Annotated in this window: 21 protein-coding genes; 14 read left to right on the top strand and 7 right to left on the bottom strand. The window is 52.0% G+C overall.

The window, feature by feature from the left end:
• Positions 1–8: 8 nt before the first annotated feature.
• Positions 9–641: a cAMP-activated global transcriptional regulator CRP gene (gene crp, locus DA718_RS02380; RefSeq protein ID WP_000242758.1), complete on the bottom strand. Its 633-nt coding sequence runs from the start codon at positions 639–641 to the stop codon at positions 9–11.
• 304 nt (positions 642–945) lie between these two features.
• Between crp and DA718_RS02385 the strand changes: the two genes are divergently transcribed.
• Positions 946–1,350 carry an OsmC family protein gene (locus DA718_RS02385; RefSeq protein WP_004106401.1) on the top strand — a complete coding sequence of 135 codons (405 nt, stop codon included), beginning with the start codon at positions 946–948 and terminating at the stop codon, positions 1,348–1,350.
• Between the two features lie 55 nt (positions 1,351–1,405).
• On the opposite strand, the gene DA718_RS02390 is transcribed toward DA718_RS02385, so the two are convergent.
• From DA718_RS02390 to DA718_RS02405, 4 genes are all read right to left on the bottom strand, one after another.
• Positions 1,406–2,275, bottom strand: coding sequence for a phosphoribulokinase (locus DA718_RS02390; protein WP_110274982.1), 870 nt, complete (start codon positions 2,273–2,275; stop codon positions 1,406–1,408).
• 36 nt (positions 2,276–2,311) lie between these two features.
• Positions 2,312–2,530, bottom strand: a complete 219-nt coding sequence (locus tag DA718_RS02395) for a YheU family protein (protein ID WP_110274983.1) — start codon at positions 2,528–2,530, stop codon at positions 2,312–2,314.
• Positions 2,527–3,486 (bottom strand): hydrolase, encoded by a 960-nt coding sequence (locus DA718_RS02400; protein ID WP_267285567.1) that lies wholly within the window; start codon positions 3,484–3,486, stop codon positions 2,527–2,529. Before DA718_RS02400 ends, DA718_RS02395 begins: the two co-directional genes overlap by 4 nt.
• 143 nt (positions 3,487–3,629) lie before the next feature.
• Positions 3,630–4,349 carry an NUDIX domain-containing protein gene (locus tag DA718_RS02405; protein ID WP_112214746.1) on the bottom strand — a complete coding sequence of 240 codons (720 nt, stop codon included), beginning with the start codon at positions 4,347–4,349 and terminating at the stop codon, positions 3,630–3,632.
• A gap of 190 nt (positions 4,350–4,539) precedes the next feature.
• Between DA718_RS02405 and prs the strand changes: the two genes are divergently transcribed.
• On the top strand, positions 4,540–5,400 hold the full coding sequence (gene prs / locus DA718_RS02410; RefSeq protein ID WP_112214745.1) for a ribose-phosphate diphosphokinase: 861 nt from the start codon (positions 4,540–4,542) through the stop codon (positions 5,398–5,400).
• 13 nt (positions 5,401–5,413) lie between these two features.
• Positions 5,414–6,904: a nicotinate phosphoribosyltransferase gene (locus DA718_RS02415; RefSeq protein ID WP_112214744.1), complete on the top strand. Its 1,491-nt coding sequence runs from the start codon at positions 5,414–5,416 to the stop codon at positions 6,902–6,904.
• Between the two features lie 64 nt (positions 6,905–6,968).
• Here the strand turns inward: DA718_RS02415 and DA718_RS02420 are convergent, their stop codons facing one another.
• Positions 6,969–8,873, bottom strand: a complete 1,905-nt coding sequence (locus DA718_RS02420) for an ABC transporter ATP-binding protein (RefSeq protein ID WP_112214743.1) — start codon at positions 8,871–8,873, stop codon at positions 6,969–6,971.
• Between the two features lie 175 nt (positions 8,874–9,048).
• On the opposite strand from DA718_RS02420, the gene kefG reads away from it, so the two are divergent.
• The 4 genes from kefG (at position 9,049) to slyD (ending at position 12,296) form a co-directional block, all read left to right on the top strand.
• Positions 9,049–9,609: a glutathione-regulated potassium-efflux system ancillary protein KefG gene (gene kefG, locus DA718_RS02425; RefSeq protein ID WP_112214742.1), complete on the top strand. Its 561-nt coding sequence runs from the start codon at positions 9,049–9,051 to the stop codon at positions 9,607–9,609.
• A complete protein-coding gene (kefB, locus tag DA718_RS02430) occupies positions 9,596–11,401 on the top strand; it encodes a glutathione-regulated potassium-efflux system protein KefB (RefSeq protein ID WP_112214741.1) in 1,806 nt (601 codons plus the stop codon). The genes kefG and kefB overlap by 14 nt, the downstream gene beginning before the upstream one ends.
• Positions 11,402–11,413: 12 nt before the next feature.
• On the top strand, positions 11,414–11,614 hold the full coding sequence (locus DA718_RS02435) for a YheV family putative zinc ribbon protein (RefSeq protein ID WP_110274993.1): 201 nt from the start codon (positions 11,414–11,416) through the stop codon (positions 11,612–11,614).
• Between the two features lie 94 nt (positions 11,615–11,708).
• Complete coding sequence (gene slyD / locus DA718_RS02440) at positions 11,709–12,296, top strand: peptidylprolyl isomerase (RefSeq protein ID WP_110274995.1); 588 nt, start codon at positions 11,709–11,711, stop codon at positions 12,294–12,296.
• Positions 12,297–12,355: 59 nt separating this feature from the next.
• On the opposite strand, the gene DA718_RS02445 is transcribed toward slyD, so the two are convergent.
• The gene (locus tag DA718_RS02445; protein WP_112214740.1) at positions 12,356–12,574 is read right to left on the bottom strand and encodes a protein SlyX; all 219 of its coding nucleotides are present in this window, start codon (positions 12,572–12,574) and stop codon (positions 12,356–12,358) included.
• Between the two features lie 222 nt (positions 12,575–12,796).
• On the opposite strand from DA718_RS02445, the gene fkpA reads away from it, so the two are divergent.
• The 7 genes from fkpA to rpsG all read left to right on the top strand — a co-directional run bounded on the left by fkpA (position 12,797) and on the right by rpsG (position 16,608).
• Complete coding sequence (gene fkpA, locus DA718_RS02450; RefSeq protein ID WP_110274999.1) at positions 12,797–13,615, top strand: FKBP-type peptidyl-prolyl cis-trans isomerase; 819 nt, start codon at positions 12,797–12,799, stop codon at positions 13,613–13,615.
• A gap of 165 nt (positions 13,616–13,780) precedes the next feature.
• Positions 13,781–14,503 (top strand): helix-turn-helix transcriptional regulator, encoded by a 723-nt coding sequence (locus DA718_RS02455; RefSeq protein WP_110275001.1) that lies wholly within the window; start codon positions 13,781–13,783, stop codon positions 14,501–14,503.
• Complete coding sequence (gene tusD / locus DA718_RS02460) at positions 14,503–14,889, top strand: sulfurtransferase complex subunit TusD (protein ID WP_112214739.1); 387 nt, start codon at positions 14,503–14,505, stop codon at positions 14,887–14,889. Before DA718_RS02455 ends, tusD begins: the two co-directional genes overlap by 1 nt.
• Positions 14,889–15,248 carry a sulfurtransferase complex subunit TusC gene (gene tusC / locus DA718_RS02465; RefSeq protein ID WP_112214738.1) on the top strand — a complete coding sequence of 120 codons (360 nt, stop codon included), beginning with the start codon at positions 14,889–14,891 and terminating at the stop codon, positions 15,246–15,248. The genes tusD and tusC overlap by 1 nt, the downstream gene beginning before the upstream one ends.
• A gap of 7 nt (positions 15,249–15,255) precedes the next feature.
• The gene (gene tusB / locus DA718_RS02470) at positions 15,256–15,543 is read left to right on the top strand and encodes a sulfurtransferase complex subunit TusB (RefSeq protein ID WP_112214737.1); all 288 of its coding nucleotides are present in this window, start codon (positions 15,256–15,258) and stop codon (positions 15,541–15,543) included.
• A 124-nt stretch (positions 15,544–15,667) separates the two neighbouring features.
• Positions 15,668–16,042, top strand: a complete 375-nt coding sequence (rpsL, locus tag DA718_RS02475) for a 30S ribosomal protein S12 (protein ID WP_110275007.1) — start codon at positions 15,668–15,670, stop codon at positions 16,040–16,042.
• 95 nt (positions 16,043–16,137) lie between these two features.
• Positions 16,138–16,608 (top strand): 30S ribosomal protein S7, encoded by a 471-nt coding sequence (gene rpsG / locus DA718_RS02480; RefSeq protein WP_004106370.1) that lies wholly within the window; start codon positions 16,138–16,140, stop codon positions 16,606–16,608.
• Positions 16,609–16,647 lie beyond the last annotated feature (39 nt).

A 16,647-nucleotide genomic window follows, 5' to 3' on the forward strand; every position in this document is an offset into this window, starting at 1 on the left:
TTGCCGACTTAACGGGTACCGTAGACGACGATAGTTTTGCCGTGCGCGGAGATCAGGTTTTGATCTTCCAGCATTTTCAGGATACGGCCAACGGTTTCGCGGGAGCATCCAACGATCTGACCGATTTCCTGACGGGTAATTTTAATTTGCATACCGTCCGGGTGGGTCATCGCATCAGGCTGTTTTGCCAGGTTCAGCAGCGTCTGAGCGATACGGCCGGTAACGTCAAGGAAGGCGAGGTTACCGACTTTCTCTGACGTAACCTGCAGGCGACGTGCCATTTGCGAAGAGAGACGCATCAGGATGTCCGGGTTAACCTGGATTAGCTGACGGAATTTTTTGTAGGAGATTTCGGCCACTTCACATGCGGTTTTCGCACGTACCCATGCACTACGTTCCTGACCTTCTTCAAACAGGCCTAATTCACCGATGAAATCGCCCTGGTTGAGGTAAGAGAGGATCATCTCTTTACCTTCTTCATCCTTGATGAGTACAGCCACGGAGCCTTTAACGATGTAGTACAACGTTTCTGCTTTCTCACCCTGGTGGATCAGCGTGCTCTTTGAGGGGTACTTATGAATGTGGCAATGAGACAAGAACCATTCAAGGGTAGGGTCTGTTTGCGGTTTGCCAAGCACCATGCGCGGTTATCCTCTGTTATAAGCTATCTCCGGGCGCCGACACTACACGGCATCCGGGCATGCAATCGTATTAAATCCCTATACCTGGGAATCTGGCTGAAAATTTTCTGCAGCCTGTAATGTGAACTCCTCTGCATACATGCAGTACATCAATGTATTACTGTAGCATCCCGATTGTTTTAGCATAGCTTTCGCCGCGTGTCTCCTGGTGTCTCGCTTCAGCATGACCTAGGTCGCCTTCCGTTGCGAGAATTGTTATGTGCGCGTAATCTGTCAGGAAAATTACAGCCCTGGAGTTAAATTTATGCAAGCGCGAGTGAAATGGGTTGAAGGGTTAACCTTCATTGGTGAGTCGGCTTCTGGTCACCAGATTCTGATGGACGGTAATTCCGGGGATAAAGCGCCAAGCCCGATGGAAATGGTACTGATGGCGGCGGGCGGATGCAGCGCAATTGACGTGGTTTCTATCCTGCAGAAGGGGCGCCATAACGTCACTAACTGCGAAGTTAAGCTGACTTCTGAGCGTCGCGAGGAAGCACCGCGTCTGTTTACCCATATTAATCTGCATTTTATCGTGACTGGTAAGGAGCTGAAAGATGCTGCCGTTTCTCGCGCAGTTGACCTATCGGCGGAAAAATATTGCTCGGTGGCGCTGATGCTGGAGAAAGCAGTAAACATAACTCACTCTTATGAAGTGATCGAGGGATAAGCCGAACTGCGCGAACTCGTCGCCCCGGGATGCGCTGCGCTACCGGGGTTTTTTGTTAGTTGATTTTCCTGCCTTCCATTAGCCGCTCGACCAATGGTGCCATGATAAGCTCCATGGCCAGCCCCATTTTCCCTCCCGGTACCACTAGCGTGTTCATATGCGAGATAAACGAGCCCTGAAGCATCGCCAGTAGCCAGGGGAAATCGATATTCTGTAAGTTGCGAAAATGGATAACGACAAAGCTTTCATCCAGCGATGGGATTGCTTTGGCTGCAAATGGATTGGACGTATCCACCGTAGGTACGCGCTGGAAGTTGAGGTGAGTGCGTGAAAACTGCGGGGTGATGAAGTTGATGTAATCTTCCATCGAGCGAACGACGGAATCCATCACCGCTTCACGAGAGTGGCCGCGTTCGCTGGTATCGCGGATAAGCTTCTGGATCCACTCCAGGTTAACGATCGGCACAACCCCGACCAGCAGGTCAACATGGTCAGCGACGTTGTGCTGGGGCGTGACAACTCCGCCGTGCAGGCCTTCATAAAACAGCACGTCAGTGGGTTCGGGCAGAGACTGCCAGGGAGTGAAGGTGCCAGGAACCTGATTCCACGGCACAGCTTCATCATAGGTGTGTAAATACTTGCGTGACTGACCTGTACCGTTCAGCCCGTATTCTCTGAAAGTCTGCTCCAGCAGGCCGAAATCGTTAGCCTCGGGACCGAAGTAGCTGATGTGTTTGCCCTGATCTCGCGCTTTGCGGATCGCCATGTCCATTTCCGGGCGGGTGTAGCGGTGAAAGCTATCGCCTTCCACTTCGGCGGCGTGGAGATTTAGCTGGGCGAAGATTTTGCGAAAGGCGAGGCTGGTGGTCGTGGTTCCCGCGCCGCTAGAGCCCGTGACGGCAATCACCGGATGTTTGGCAGACATAACAACTCCCAGGGTAAACGATAGTGTGATGCCGCCTTAGCCGTGAAACTGCTTGCGGGGCATAATATTGACCGTCTCGTGCAGCTCTGACCACACCAGCGCGGCTTCTCCGCTTTTCAGCTGTTGTTTGACATCGGCGACTTTATCCGCCAGAGAACGTTCATGTTCACCATAATCGGTGCCTTCGCGTAATACAAAACTTTCAATCAGGTTATCCAGCGTTTCGGGATCGAGATCCTGCCAGGGAATAATCATATTTGCCCTCCTAACCAGCGAGTTAGCCAATCCGGGATTCGCTGTTCTAACCACATTTCCGGTTTACGCAGCGTACCACCGACAAAACCAACATGGCCGCCATGTTCTGTAAGTTGATACTCGACATTTGCCGGTAGCTGTTCTTGCGGTGGGATGGAGTGGTGATCCATAAAAGGATCGTCCTTCGCATGAATAATCAGCGTTGGTTTAGTGATGTCGCTTAAGCGCGGCATCGCACTACACTGGCGATAGTAGTCTAGCGCATCGGCAAAACCGTGGATCCTGGCGGTGATGCTATCGTCAAATTCGCGGATGCGGCGCATACCTTTTAGCTGGCGTAAATCAACCGGCAAAGAGCCCGGATAAGCTTTCAGCTTACGCGCGGCATTCGCCTTCAGCAGATTGAGCAGATAACGCTGATAAACGCGGGAAAACCCCTTATCCATATGAGAACTACAGGCTTCCAGCATAAACGGCGCTGAGACGATAACGGCAGCATCGACAGGAACATCGTCACCTTCTTTCGCCAACAGGCAGCCCAGCATATTGCCCCCGAGCGAGTAACCCACCGCTGCAGTTGGCACGTCGCCGTATTCGCGCTGAAGCCAACGTAAAAACCAGGAGCCGTCTTCCGTTTCGCCTGAATGGTAGATACGGTTATTTCGGTTGGGTTCGCCACTACAGCCGCGAAAATGCATCACCACACCCAGCCAGCCGCGCTGCATGGCCGCGTGGACGAGTCCGTGAGCATAAGGGCTGTGCAGACTGCCCTCAAGACCATGAAACACCACCAATCGCGGTTTATGACGAGCCTGAGATGGTTCTTCGCTCCACGCCAGATCGACAAAGTCGCCATCCGGTAATTCAAGGCGCTGCCAGTGTGGAGTGAAACGTAGTTTGCGACGGATTAGCCGCGGCAACATGGTTTGCAAATGACGATTGCCAACGCCGCGCATCGGGTGAAACTGCTGCGAGTCGTCTTCGGGGGGCGTCATTTCTGTGGGAGTGATATCAACCATAGCACCAGAGCAATTAATAATCTTTATACATACTATACCGCGCATGAAGTGTGCAGGTTAGCCAATATGTGGTCTTGTGGCTAATCGGTAAGCAGATTGCGTGAGAAAAGATGAATATCCACCCCAGGTTTTCGCCGCCACAGGCGGGCCTTTCTTGTGCCTGTCGCCATGCTTTCACCTGTCTCTTCAAACATCCCTGACGCTTCAAAACGGCGAATCAGGCTTTTACGTTGTATGGACTGACCGAGGATTACCTCCGTCGCTTCCTGTAGTTGGCCATGGGTGAAGGTCTCCGGCAAGCAGTATACGGGCAGTAAAGAATACATGGTTTTTTGCCTTAAGCGATGCAAGGCGGCGGTGATGATTTTCTGGTGATCGAACGCCAGGGAATAGTCGACAAGCCTGGCAATTGGCACCCAACGGGCATCGCTGACGCTGGCGATATGTGGTTCGCAGTCTGCCCAGGCAATCAGAGCAAACCAGGTGACAGTCAGGCTCCAGCCGCGCGGGTCGCGATCGGGCCCGGAAAAAGTGTCCAGCTGTTCCAACCATGAAGGGGAAACCCCGGTTTTCTCAGTGAGCTTACGCATCGCGGTGGCGCGGGTGGAGTCATCGCGCGCCATATCAATAAAGCCGCCGGGCAATCCCCAATACCCTTTCTGCGGGTGGTTTGCCCGCTCTACCAGCAGGACGCACAGCTCTTGTTGATGGAGCGTGAATAACACGCTATCCACCGTCACCAGAGGGGAGGGAAAGCGGCTGGCATCATATTGATTCAGATAGTCGGCTTCGGTGTTCATAGGCTACTCGCGATGATTTGGAACGCCATCAGTGTACCAGCCCGACACTGAGCAGCAAGGCTGCGTTTTTTATTATTATTTATCAGTAAATTACCTTTTCATGGAAATAATGCATTTTTATGCTTGCTTAATATGTGTCTTAGGGACATTATTAATTGTGTCGAAGGGACATAATTGAAGGGGGAGAGTGATGAGTATGAAATTGACGTTAACCCTGGATAACCAGACTTACACTATCGCCAACGGTGTTTTCCCTGATGGCGCTGTCTGGCTGAAGGTGACGAATCCGTTGCCATCCTCTGCCCGCCTGATGTGCATTCGCGCTGTGGCGATGCAGGATATGAACGACTTTATGTTGCTTGCGCAACTGGTGGACGCGGTCCGTCACCAGACCGATGTGCTGGTCAGCCATCTCGAATTACCCTGGCTACCGTGGGCGCGTCAGGACCGACATATGGTTGCTGGTGACAGTTTTGCGCTGAGAGTCTTCGCTACTCAACTCAACACGCTGAAGTTCGATAAGGTGAAAGTGCTTGATCCGCACAGCGACGCTGCGGCGGCGGCAATAGATAACTTTGTGGCGATTCCACAGGAGAGGTGCCTGTTGCAGAGTACGACTCTATGCCATCGGTTTCAGCAAAAGGCGCTAATGCTGGTGGCGCCAGATGCGGGGGCGCTGAAAAAAATTGATGCCGTCGCCAGAGCAACAGGCGTCTCGGAGTACGCCATTCTGAGCAAAAAGCGTGATGTGGCAAGCGGCAACCTGACAGGCTTTGCACTGGTTGCGGGTGATGTCAGGGGCAGGGATCTGCTGATTGTTGACGATTTATGCGACGCTGGCGGCACCTTTATCGGTTCGGCGCAGGTGTTGCGCGATGCTGGTGCCCGCAGCGTTAGCCTGTATGTGACGCACGGCATTTTTTCAAAAGGCGTTGAACATCTGCTGAACAACGGCGTTGATGCCATCTATACCACCACTTCTTTGGCTGCTCCAACGCTGGCACATCCGCAGCTCGAACTTATCGACATTGACGCGATCTACTGCGTTTAAGGGAGAAATTATCATGAAAATTAACCCTATTCTGGCTATTGATGGCTACAAAGTTTCTCACCGTGCGCAATATCCTCAGGGTACAACGCGGGTCTATTCTAACTTCACTCCGCGCAGCGATCGTTTTTTCCAGTCGCCGTTGGCAGATGGCAAGCTAGTGTTTTTCGGTCTGCAGGGTTTTTTGCAGTGGTTCCTTGTTGATCAGTTCAACGAGGCATTTTTTGCTCGTCCGGAAGATGAAGTGGTGAACGAATATAAGCAGGTCATGGATGGTTATCTTGGTCGCGATACGGTCCCGGTGGATCATATTCGCGACCTACATCGTCTGGGCTATCTGCCGCTGCACATTAAATCGCTGGATGAAGGCACAAAAGTGCCGATGAAGGTGCCGGTATTGACCATTATTAATACGAAAGCAGAATTCTTCTGGTTGGTGAATTACCTGGAAACGGTGCTTTCGGCAGAGCTTTGGAAGGCATCCACCAATGCCACTATTGCCCATCACTATCGCAAAATCTGCGAACGCTGGGCGGAAAAGACCTGTAGCGATCTGACCCATCTCGATTTTCAGTGTCACGATTTTTCATTTCGCGGTATGGCCGGATTGCAGGATGCCGCCCAGGCGGGGTGTGGGCATTTGTTAAGCTTCAAGGGGACAGATAGCATTCCGGCACTGCTCTATGCCCGCGATTACTATACCGAAAGTGAAGACTATTTTATCGGCGCCAGCATACCAGCGACTGAGCATAGTGTGATGTGTATGGGGGAGCGTGAGCATGAGATAGAAACCTTCCGTCGTCTGATTGCCGATATTTATCCGCAGGGATTTGTTTCTATCGTCTCTGATACCTGGGACTACTGGCGTGTATTGAGCGAATTTACCCGTGAACTCAAGGGGATCATTATGCAACGTCAGGGACGGGTTGTGTTCCGCCCGGATAGTGGTGATCCGGTTGAGATCCTGTGCGGTACTGCTGCTAGCGATGATGTACGTACTGAACGAAGTGTAGAAGAGAAAGGCTCTGTCGAGGTGCTGTGGGAGATTTTTGGCGGCACAATAAATGATAAAGGCTACAAGGTATTGGATCCCCATGTGGGCCTGATTTACGGTGATTCCATTACTCTCGCCAGAGCCGATGAGATCATGCGTCGCCTGGAAGCGAAGGGTTTCGCCAGTTCTAATGTGGTGTTCGGTGTGGGCTCCTTTACCTACCAGTACAATACGCGCGATACCTTTGGTTTTGCGATGAAAGCGACCTGGGGGGAAGTCAGTGGCGAAGGGCGCATGATTTTCAAAGAGCCAAAAACGGACAATGGCCTGAAACGTTCGGCACGTGGTCTTTTACGGGTTGAGCGCGATGCTCTGGGAGCGCTGCAACTGCATGATGAACAAACCCTGGAACAGGAACTGCAGGGAGAGCTAAAAACTCGCTTCCTCGATGGCAAAATGTTCCGCCGCGAACATCTTGAACAGATACGTTCCCGGTTGGCGGCGCAGCGTTAAACCTCGGTGAGAGGTATTAAAAAAGGCGGGTTATCCCGCCTTTTGTGCCGTTAGCTATCAGACATTAGCCTTCCTGCAGCATTTGCTCCAACTGTTCCTGGGCATCCAGCCAGGCCATTTCACACTCTTCAAGCCCGGACTTTGCATTGGCTTGTTGCTGTAAACACTCGGTAAGCTCTGCTTTGCGGCTTTGGTCGTATAAGCCGCTGTCGCCCAGCTTCTCTTCCGCCTGCGTTAGCCTGGCGTTCAGTTTCTCCATCTCCTTTTCCAGGCGAGCAATCTCTTTACGCAGCGGCTGAGTTTGCGTGCGCAGCTCGGCTTCCTTGCGTTTTTGATCTTTACGCGCCTGAGCGCTATTGGCACTCTCTTTTGATTCTTCTGACGCCTGACTTTCCTGCTTTTGCGAGTCGCTTAGCCATTGCTGGTAATCTTCCAGATCGCCGTCAAAAGGTTCGACTTTACTATCGTGTACCAGATAGAGGTCATCAGTGGTGGAGCGAATCAGATGGCGGTCGTGCGAGACCACCACCAGTGCGCCTTCAAAATCAATCAGCGCTTCGGTTAAGGCCTGGCGCATATCGAGATCGAGGTGGTTAGTCGGTTCATCAAGCAGCAGCAGGTTTGGCCGCTGCCAGACGATTAACGCCAGCACCAGGCGCGCCTTTTCACCGCCGGAGAAGCGCTGTGTCTCTTCATTGACCTTGTCGCTTTGAAAACCAAAGCCGCCGAGATAGTCGCGCAGTTTCTGTTCCAGCACCTGAGGAGCCAGACGGGCCAGATGCTGCAGCGGGGATTCGTCAGCGCGCAGGAACTCAAGCTGATGCTGAGCGAAGTAGCCAAGTTTGATTCCCTTCGCCAGGCCAATCTCACCGCGTAGCGGCTGTAATTCACCGGCCAGCAGTTTTATCAACGTCGATTTACCGGCACCGTTGCGCCCCAGCAGACCGATGCGTGAACCCGGAACCAGGTTCAGCTTGATTGAGTCGAGAATCACTCGCTCGCCATAACCGGCACTGACCTTTTCCATCTTCAGTAGCGGGTTGGGCAGGCTTTCCGGTGCACGGAAGCTAAAATGGAACGGGTTATCGACGTGGGCCGGTGCGATAAGCTCCATGCGCTCAAGCATCTTGATACGACTCTGCGCCTGCTTAGCTTTGGTAGCCTGCGCACGGAAGCGATCGATATAGCTTTGTAAATGAGCGACGCGCAATTGCTGGCTTTCGTATGTTGCCTGTTGCTGTGACAAGCGGGTGGCGCGCTGTATCTCAAATGAGCTGTAGTTGCCCGTATACTCGAACATTGACTGCTGCTCGATATGAATAATCTTGTCGATGATGGGGTCAAGGAAATCGCGATCGTGAGAGATCAAAATCAGGGTGCCAGCATAGCCTTTGAGCCACTTTTCCAGCCAGATGACCGCATCAAGGTCAAGGTGGTTGGTTGGTTCATCAAGTAACAGCAGGTCAGAGCGACAAATTAGCGCCTGTGCCAGATTCAGGCGCATACGCCAGCCGCCGGAAAAGTCGCTTACCGGCTGCTCCAGCTGTTCATTACTGAAACCCAGACCATGCAACAGACTGGCCGCGCGCGAACGTATGGTCCAGGCGTCGACAGCGTCGAGTTTACCGTGCACCGTCGCGATGGCGTGACCGTCATTGCGTTCATTGGCCTGGTTTAAATCGGCCTCAAGTTGGCGAAATTCGCGGTCGCCATCAATGACATAATCAATGGCTGGTTGCGGTAACGCTGGGGTTTCCTGGTTAACCCACGCCAGCTGCCAGTTGCCAGGAAAAGTCATAGTGCCACCATCGGCGCTAATCTCGTTTTTCAAAAGCGAAAGCAGGGTGGATTTACCGCAGCCGTTTTTGCCCACCAGACCGACTTTTTGCCCAGGGTTGATGGTGGCGGTTGCGTTATCCAGCAGGACGCGTACGCCGCGACGAATTTGTAACGAGGAGAAAACAATCATAAGGCGCCGTATGTTCTGATTATGTTAATTTGTCATTATGATAATGTAGTGTGGAGCGAATCGCTCAACCGGGCCGCAATGGTAGCCCAAAATGAAGACGATACACAAAGTCATTCTGGTTGCGTCGGGACGCAGCCGCTGCACAGGCCGCCAGAAGACGTTCGGGAGGGGAAAGATGTCTCAGACAGCGAAGGTTTTGCTGCTGTATGCCCACCCAGAATCTCAGGATTCCGTGGCCAACCGGGTTTTGCTTGAACCGGCCTTACAGTTGTCGAATGTCACCGTGCACGATCTCTACGCGCACTATCCAGATTTTTTTATCGATATTGCCTGGGAGCAGGAGTTACTGCGTCAGCATGAGGTGATTGTTTTCCAGCATCCGCTATATACCTGGAGTTGCCCGGCATTGCTGAAAGAGTGGCTGGACAGGGTATTAAGCCGCGGCTTTGCCAGCGGAGCCGGGGGAAACCAACTGGCGGGAAAGTACTGGCGAAGTGTGATTACCACTGGTGAGCCGGAGAGCGCCTATCGGCGGGATGTCCATCGCTATCCGATGAACGACATCCTGCGTCCTTTTGAACTGACCGCTGGTATGTGCAGAATGCACTGGATGAGCCCTATTATCGTCTACTGGGCGCGGCGGCAATCCCCCAACGACTTGAAAAGCCACGCGCGCGCCTATCGCGACTGGTTGGCTAATCCTATAACAGCAGGAGGTTCAAATGGCGGGAGCTGATCTGCTGCTGGCGGGGGTGTTGTTTCTGTTTGCCGCCGTGGTTGCGGTACCGTTGGCGGCGAGGCTGGGGATTGGTGCCGTGCTGGGGTATCTGCTGGCCGGTATTGCCATTGGCCCGTGGGGTTTAGGCTTCATTAGCGATGTCGATGAAATCCTTCACTTCTCAGAATTAGGCGTCGTTTTCCTGATGTTTATCATCGGGCTGGAGCTGAATCCGGCCAAGCTCTGGCGGTTAAGAAGCTCAATTTTCGGTGTGGGCGCCGCGCAGGTCGCCCTGAGTGCGCTCATTCTTGGCGGTTTGCTCATGCTTAGCGACTTCTCATGGCAGGCCGCAGTGGTTGGTGGAATTGGATTGGCGATGTCTTCAACCGCCATGGCGCTACAGCTCATGCGTGAGAAAGGGATGAGCCGCAGCGAATCCGGACAGTTAGGTTTCTCCGTATTGCTGTTCCAGGATCTGGCAGTTATTCCTGCCCTTGCGCTGGTTCCTCTACTTGCTGGCTCGGGTGATGACCATTTTGATTGGGCCACTGTGGGGATAAAGGTCCTGGCCTTCGGTGGGATGCTGGTCGGTGGGCGCTACCTGTTGCGACCGGTTTTCCGTTTTATCGCCGGTTCCGGTGTGCGAGATGTTTTTACCGCTGCGACCCTGCTGTTGGTACTCGGATCGGCGCTATTTATGGATGCGCTCGGCTTATCGATGGCTCTGGGGACGTTTATTGCGGGCGTACTGCTGGCAGAGAGCGAGTATCGTCATGAGCTGGAAATCGCCATTGAGCCGTTTAAAGGTTTGCTGCTCGGATTGTTCTTTATCTCCGTTGGCATGGCGCTGAATCTTGGGGTGCTGTACACCCATTTGCTATGGGTTATTGCCAGCGTCGCAATACTGGTCGCGGTGAAAGGAGGTGTCCTGTATCTGCTGGCGCGAGTTTACGGCTTACGTAGCTCGGAGCGCATGCAGTTTGCCGGTGTGCTGAGTCAGGGAGGGGAATTCGCCTTTGTGCTGTTCTCAATGCCCGCTTCGCTTCGTCTGTTTCAAAACGATCAGATGGCGCTGCTGTTGGTCACGGTGACATTGTCGATGATGACCACGCCGCTGCTGATGACGCTAATCGATAAAGTGCTTTCGCGGCGGTTTAATCAGCCTGAAGAAGAGGATGAGGCTCCGTGGGTCGAGGATGATAAACCGCAGGTTATTATCGTCGGCTTTGGGCGCTTCGGGCAGGTGATCGGCCGCCTGCTGATGGCGAATAAAATGCGCATTACGGTGCTGGAGCGCGATATCAGTGCGGTAAACCTGATGCGTAAATACGGCTATAAAGTTTATTTTGGCGATGCGACGCAGCTCGAACTTCTGCGTTCGGCGGGAGCCGAAGACGCGCAATCGATCGTCATCACCTGCAACGAGCCGGAAGATACCATGAAGCTGGTAGAGATGTGTCAACAACACTTTCCACATCTTCATATTCTGGCGCGAGCTCGGGGACGCGTTGAGGCGCATGAGCTTTTGCAGGCTGGAGTGGCGCAATTTTCGCGCGAGACGTTCTCCAGTGCGCTGGAGTTGGGACGTAAAGCGCTTATCTCGATAGGTATGCATCCACACCAGGCACAGCGTGCGCAACTGCACTTCCGTCGTCTCGATATGCGAATGCTGCGTGAGTTAATGCCGGTGCATACTGATACCCTGCAGATATCCCGCGTGCGTGAAGCCAGGCGCGAGCTGGAAGAGATCTTTCAGCGAGAGATGCAAAAAGAGAGCAGGCAGTTAGACGGCTGGGACGAGTTTGAATAAAAGGTAAATAATATGGCGGTGCGTAAACGTTTTATTGCCGGTGCGAAATGTCCGGCGTGCCAGGCTCTGGATTCGCTGGCAATGTGGCGTGAAAATAATGTCGATATTGTTGAATGCGTTAAGTGCGGCCACCAGATGCGTGAGGCTGATAAGGAAGTTCGCGATCATGTTCGCAAAGAGGAGCAAGTGATAGGCATTTTTCATCCGGACTAGCGTTATCTATCGGCTTTTTTTAAGCTAGAGGGTACACGGCTGCAGAATTCCGCTACAATCTGCGCCACTATTCTTCCCTTGCTCAGGAGATATCATGAAAGTAGCAAAAGACCTGGTGGTCAGCCTGGCCTATCAGGTACGTACAGAAGACGGTGTATTGGTTGATGAGTCTCCGGCAAGCGCGCCGCTGGACTACCTGCATGGTCACGGCTCTCTGATTTCCGGCCTGGAAAATGCGCTGGATGGTCATGTAGTGGGCGACAAGTTTGATGTAGAAGTCGGCGCTAACGACGCGTACGGACAGTACGATGAAAACCTGGTTCAGCGCGTTCCTAAAGACGTTTTCATGGGTGTTGATGAACTGCAGGTAGGCATGCGCTTCCTGGCAGAAACCGACCAGGGCCCGGTACCGGTTGAAATCACTGAAGTAGGTGATGAACACGTTGTTGTTGACGGTAACCACATGTTGGCTGGCCAGAATCTGAAGTTCAATGTTGAAGTTATCGCGATTCGCGAAGCAACGGCTGAAGAGCTGGAGCACGGTCATGTCCATGGCGCGAATGGACACGATCATGACCATGACCACGATCATGACGGTTGCTGCGGCGGCCACGGTCACGGCCATGACCACGAACATGGTAAAGGTGGTTGCGGCGGTAATGGCGGTTGTGGTTGCCACTAATTCCATCGCATTAGCGTTCTGGAATAAAAAAAGCGGGGAAGCCCGCTTTTTTTACGTCATTAGTAATGAGGCGGAGGCGTTTCTTCCGCCTGTGAGGCGATATGCGATGGTTGAGTTGCTTTTAGCTTTTCTACCATTAAGCGTAAATGTTCACGCATCCTGGCCATTTCGATCTCGTGAGCGGTGACGGTCTTGTTGAGGTCTTCAATAGTGATTTCCTGGAACGCTAACCTGCTCTCCAGTTCCGCAAGGCGAGTCTCTAAAGTGCGATCGTGCATGAGTAACCTCTTCTGTCCTATTCTGCGGTCGGATTCTACTGAAGTTTCAGCATCCGCGCAGCATCGTTGCGTGTGGCAGGAAACTAATTAATACAAAAATAGTCCTAAATGAGTCGATATTCAGGAACGTCTGTATGTAGATTTGTTCTGCAACGTTCTATAGTACGTTTTTTGCTTTTTACGATAACCCTGGGGTGAGATGCCCCGGCCCTGGAGAAATGGATGAAATCACTGTTTAAAGTAACGCTGCTGGCGACCACAATGGCCGTCGCCCTGAATGCACCGCTGACCTTTGCTGCTGATACCGCAGCGAAAGCGGCACCTGCAACGGAAAGCAAATCGGCATTCAAAAATGACGATCAGAAATCTGCTTATGCGCTGGGTGCATCACTGGGACGTTACATGGAAAACTCCCTGAAAGAACAAGAAAAACTGGGCATCAAATTGGATAAAGACCAGCTGATCGCCGGTGTTCAGGATGCTTTTGCCAATAAGAGCAAACTGTCCGATCAGGAGATCGAACAGACTCTGCAGACGTTTGAAACCCGCGTAAAAACTGCCGCTCAGCAGAAAATGGAAAAAGACGCATCTGAGAACGATGCTAAAGGTAAAGCTTACCGTGACACCTTTGCTAAAGAGAAAGGTGTGAAAACCTCTAAATCCGGCCTGCTGTATAAAGTTGAGAAAGCCGGTACTGGCGATGCGCCTAAAGATAGCGATACTGTCGTCGTAAACTACAAAGGTACGCTGATCGATGGTAAAGAGTTTGATAACTCCTACACCCGTGGCGAGCCGCTCTCCTTCCGTCTGGACGGCGTTATCCCAGGCTGGACAGAAGGTCTGAAAAATATTAAGAAAGGCGGAAAAATTCAACTGGTTATCCCGCCGGACCTGGCTTACGGAAAAACGGGCGTTCCGGGAATTCCGGCGAACTCCACCCTGGTCTTTGATGTAGAGTTGCTGGATATCAAACCGGCACCAAAGGCTGATGCCAAACCTGAAGCTGCCGCAGAAGCACCGGCCGCTGACGCCAAGAAGTAATCTGGTTTAAGCCGCCGCCTTCACAGGCGGCGGTTTTTTATTGAGGGCATATATAATTAAAACTGGCAAGAACCTCAGACGCTGTATTACTTTAGATAGATCAATAATGATGATGAGCCTGCCCTGACAATAACGACAGGCTCCTGAAAAGGAGTGCTTTTTTTCATGTCCAGGTCGCTTTTAACCAACGAGACCAGCGAGCTTGATTTGCTGGATCAACGTCCTTTTGACCAGACCGACTTTGATATCCTCAAATCCTATGAAGCGGTGGTGGACGGGTTAGCGATGCTCATCGGTTCCCACTGTGAAATCGTACTGCATTCGTTGCAGGACTTAAAATGTTCCGCTATCCGTATCGCCAACGGTGAACATACTGGCCGTCAAATCGGCTCGCCAATCACTGACCTTGCGCTGCGTATGCTGCACGATATGACCGGGGCCGATAGCAGCGTTTCCAAATGCTATTTTACTCGCGCCAAAAGCGGCGTGCTGATGAAGTCGGTCACGATTGCAATTCGCAACCGTGAACATAGGGTCATTGGCCTGCTGTGCATCAACATGAACCTCGATGTGCCGTTCTCGCAAATAATGAGCACCTTCATTCCGCCTGAAACGACGGAAGTGAACTCGCAGGTCAACTTTGCCTCATCGGTAGACGATCTGGTTGCGCAGACGCTTGAGTTCACTATCGAAGAGGTGAATGCCGATCGTAACGTTTCTAACAATGCCAAAAACCGCCAGATAGTCCTGAATCTTTATGAAAAAGGCATCTTTGACATCAAAGATGCCATCAACCAGGTTGCCGATAGGTTGAATATCTCTAAACACACGGTGTATCTCTACATTCGTCAGTTTAAAAGCGGAGATTTCCAGGGGCTGGATAAGTAATGCGCTTTGCGATCACGGTGACGGGGCCTGCTTACGGTACGCAGTTGGCCAGCAGCGCATTGCAGTTTGCCCTGGCTGTTTTGCAGGAAGGCCATGAACTGGTCAGCATCTTTTTCTATCGTGAAGGTGTTTATAACGCAAACCAGCTATCAGCACCGGCTAGCGATGAGTTTGATCTGGTTCGTGCATGGCAATCGTTACATGACGATCACGCTGTTTCCTTGCATATCTGCGTGGCCGCGGCTTTGCGTCGAGGAGTTGTGGATCAACAGGAAGCACAACAGCTGGGATTACCAGCCTGTAATTTACAGCCTGGATTTACGCTGAGCGGATTAGGTGCGCTGGCGGAAGCCGCGTTAACCTGCGACCGGATGGTACAGTTCTGATGAAACGCGTAGCTTTTGTTTTTTCCTCTACTCCTCACGGCTCAGCATCCGGCAGAGAAGGGTTGGATGCACTGCTTGCAACATCCGCTCTGACGGAGGAAATCGGTGTATTCTTCATCGGAGATGGCGTGTTCCAGTTACTTCCAGGGCAGCGGCCCGCAGCGGTATTGGCACGCGACTATATCTCTACCTTCAAACTTTTATCGCTCTACGATATTGAGCAATGCTGGGTCTGTGCGGCCTCTGCACGTGAACGCGGCCTGAACTCTTCGACGCCATGGATCGTAGATGCCGAGTGGCTGGAGCCAGAGGCTTTACGAACCCAGCTTGACGATTTTAACGTGATACTGCGTTTTTGAGGTTCGCATGCTCCACACATTAAGCACATCACCCTGGCATGCTGATACTGCGACAATGCTTCGTTTGACAAAAGAAGGAGACGATCTCCTGCTGATGTCTGATGGCGTAGTCGCAGCAGTTGCCGGAAGTCGCTTCCTTGAAATTCTGCAATCTGCCCCCATAACCATTCATGTTCTGCAAGAAGATATCGAAGCCCGTGGGCTGGGTGGTCAAATTGCGGACGGTGTCGTCAGGCTTAGCTATACTGATTTCGTCAGACTTACAGTCAAACACCCTGGGCAATTAGCCTGGTAATGGCGGGATCGTTGTATATTTCTTGACACCTTTTCAGCACCGCCCTAGAATTCTGCGTCCTCATATTATATGAGGCGATTTATTACATGTTTACGAAGCAAAAGCTAAAACCAGGAGCTATTTAATGGCAACAATTAACCAGCTGGTACGCAAACCACGCGCACGCAAAGTTGCAAAGAGCAACGTGCCTGCGCTGGAAGCCTGCCCGCAGAAACGTGGCGTATGTACTCGTGTATATACTACCACTCCTAAAAAACCGAACTCCGCACTGCGTAAAGTATGTCGTGTTCGTTTGACTAACGGTTTTGAAGTTTCTTCATATATCGGTGGTGAAGGCCACAACCTGCAGGAGCACTCCGTGATCCTGATCCGTGGCGGTCGTGTTAAAGACCTTCCGGGTGTTCGTTACCACACCGTTCGTGGTGCGCTTGACTGCTCCGGCGTTAAAGACCGTAAGCAAGCTCGCTCCAAGTATGGCGTGAAGCGTCCTAAGGCTTAATGGTTCTCCGTTAAGTAAGGCCAAACGTTTTATATTAATGTCAAACTAAACTCTTAGAGTTTTGGACAATCCTGAATTAACAACGGAGTATTTCCATGCCACGTCGTCGCGTCATTGGTCAGCGTAAAATCCTGCCGGATCCTAAGTTCGGATCAGAACTGCTGGCTAAATTTGTCAATATCCTGATGGTAGATGGTAAAAAATCTACTGCAGAAGCAATCGTATACAGCGCGCTGGAGACCCTGGCTCAGCGCTCTGGTAAAAATGAACTGGAAGCTTTCGAAGTCGCTCTCGACAACGTGCGCCCGACTGTAGAAGTTAAGTCTCGCCGCGTTGGTGGTTCTACTTATCAGGTTCCAGTTGAAGTCCGTCCGGTTCGTCGTAATGCTCTGGCAATGCGTTGGATCGTTGAAGCTGCTCGTAAACGTGGTGATAAATCCATGGCTCTGCGTCTGGCGAACGAACTTTCTGATGCTGCAGACAACAAAGGTACTGCAGTTAAGAAACGTGAAGACGTTCACCGTATGGCAGAAGCCAACAAGGCGTTCGCACACTACCGTTGGTAATCCCTTCGGAGTCTTAGTCACCAGGCGGGCGCTTCAGGT

It is taken from the genome of Klebsiella huaxiensis, from assembly GCF_003261575.2.
Lineage (GTDB): Bacteria > Pseudomonadota > Gammaproteobacteria > Enterobacterales > Enterobacteriaceae > Klebsiella > Klebsiella huaxiensis.

Coding starts and splice junctions, on each gene's coding strand:
- DA718_RS02405 (WP_112214746.1), bottom strand. CDS start 4,349: ATGAACACCGAAGCCGACTATCTGAATCAATATGATGCCAGCCGCTTT.
- DA718_RS02390 (WP_110274982.1), bottom strand. CDS start 2,275: ATGTCTGCCAAACATCCGGTGATTGCCGTCACGGGCTCTAGCGGCGCG.
- DA718_RS02455 (WP_110275001.1), top strand. CDS start 13,781: ATGTCCAGGTCGCTTTTAACCAACGAGACCAGCGAGCTTGATTTGCTG.
- DA718_RS02385 (WP_004106401.1), top strand. CDS start 946: ATGCAAGCGCGAGTGAAATGGGTTGAAGGGTTAACCTTCATTGGTGAG.
- DA718_RS02445 (WP_112214740.1), bottom strand. CDS start 12,574: ATGCACGATCGCACTTTAGAGACTCGCCTTGCGGAACTGGAGAGCAGG.
- DA718_RS02420 (WP_112214743.1), bottom strand. CDS start 8,873: ATGATTGTTTTCTCCTCGTTACAAATTCGTCGCGGCGTACGCGTCCTG.
- kefG (WP_112214742.1), top strand. CDS start 9,049: ATGTCTCAGACAGCGAAGGTTTTGCTGCTGTATGCCCACCCAGAATCT.
- DA718_RS02395 (WP_110274983.1), bottom strand. CDS start 2,530: ATGATTATTCCCTGGCAGGATCTCGATCCCGAAACGCTGGATAACCTG.
- DA718_RS02415 (WP_112214744.1), top strand. CDS start 5,414: ATGAAAATTAACCCTATTCTGGCTATTGATGGCTACAAAGTTTCTCAC.
- slyD (WP_110274995.1), top strand. CDS start 11,709: ATGAAAGTAGCAAAAGACCTGGTGGTCAGCCTGGCCTATCAGGTACGT.
- crp (WP_000242758.1), bottom strand. CDS start 641: ATGGTGCTTGGCAAACCGCAAACAGACCCTACCCTTGAATGGTTCTTG.
- prs (WP_112214745.1), top strand. CDS start 4,540: ATGAGTATGAAATTGACGTTAACCCTGGATAACCAGACTTACACTATC.
- rpsL (WP_110275007.1), top strand. CDS start 15,668: ATGGCAACAATTAACCAGCTGGTACGCAAACCACGCGCACGCAAAGTT.
- fkpA (WP_110274999.1), top strand. CDS start 12,797: ATGAAATCACTGTTTAAAGTAACGCTGCTGGCGACCACAATGGCCGTC.
- DA718_RS02435 (WP_110274993.1), top strand. CDS start 11,414: ATGGCGGTGCGTAAACGTTTTATTGCCGGTGCGAAATGTCCGGCGTGC.
- tusC (WP_112214738.1), top strand. CDS start 14,889: ATGAAACGCGTAGCTTTTGTTTTTTCCTCTACTCCTCACGGCTCAGCA.
- tusB (WP_112214737.1), top strand. CDS start 15,256: ATGCTCCACACATTAAGCACATCACCCTGGCATGCTGATACTGCGACA.
- tusD (WP_112214739.1), top strand. CDS start 14,503: ATGCGCTTTGCGATCACGGTGACGGGGCCTGCTTACGGTACGCAGTTG.
- kefB (WP_112214741.1), top strand. CDS start 9,596: ATGGCGGGAGCTGATCTGCTGCTGGCGGGGGTGTTGTTTCTGTTTGCC.
- rpsG (WP_004106370.1), top strand. CDS start 16,138: ATGCCACGTCGTCGCGTCATTGGTCAGCGTAAAATCCTGCCGGATCCT.
- DA718_RS02400 (WP_267285567.1), bottom strand. CDS start 3,486: ATGCGCGGCGTTGGCAATCGTCATTTGCAAACCATGTTGCCGCGGCTA.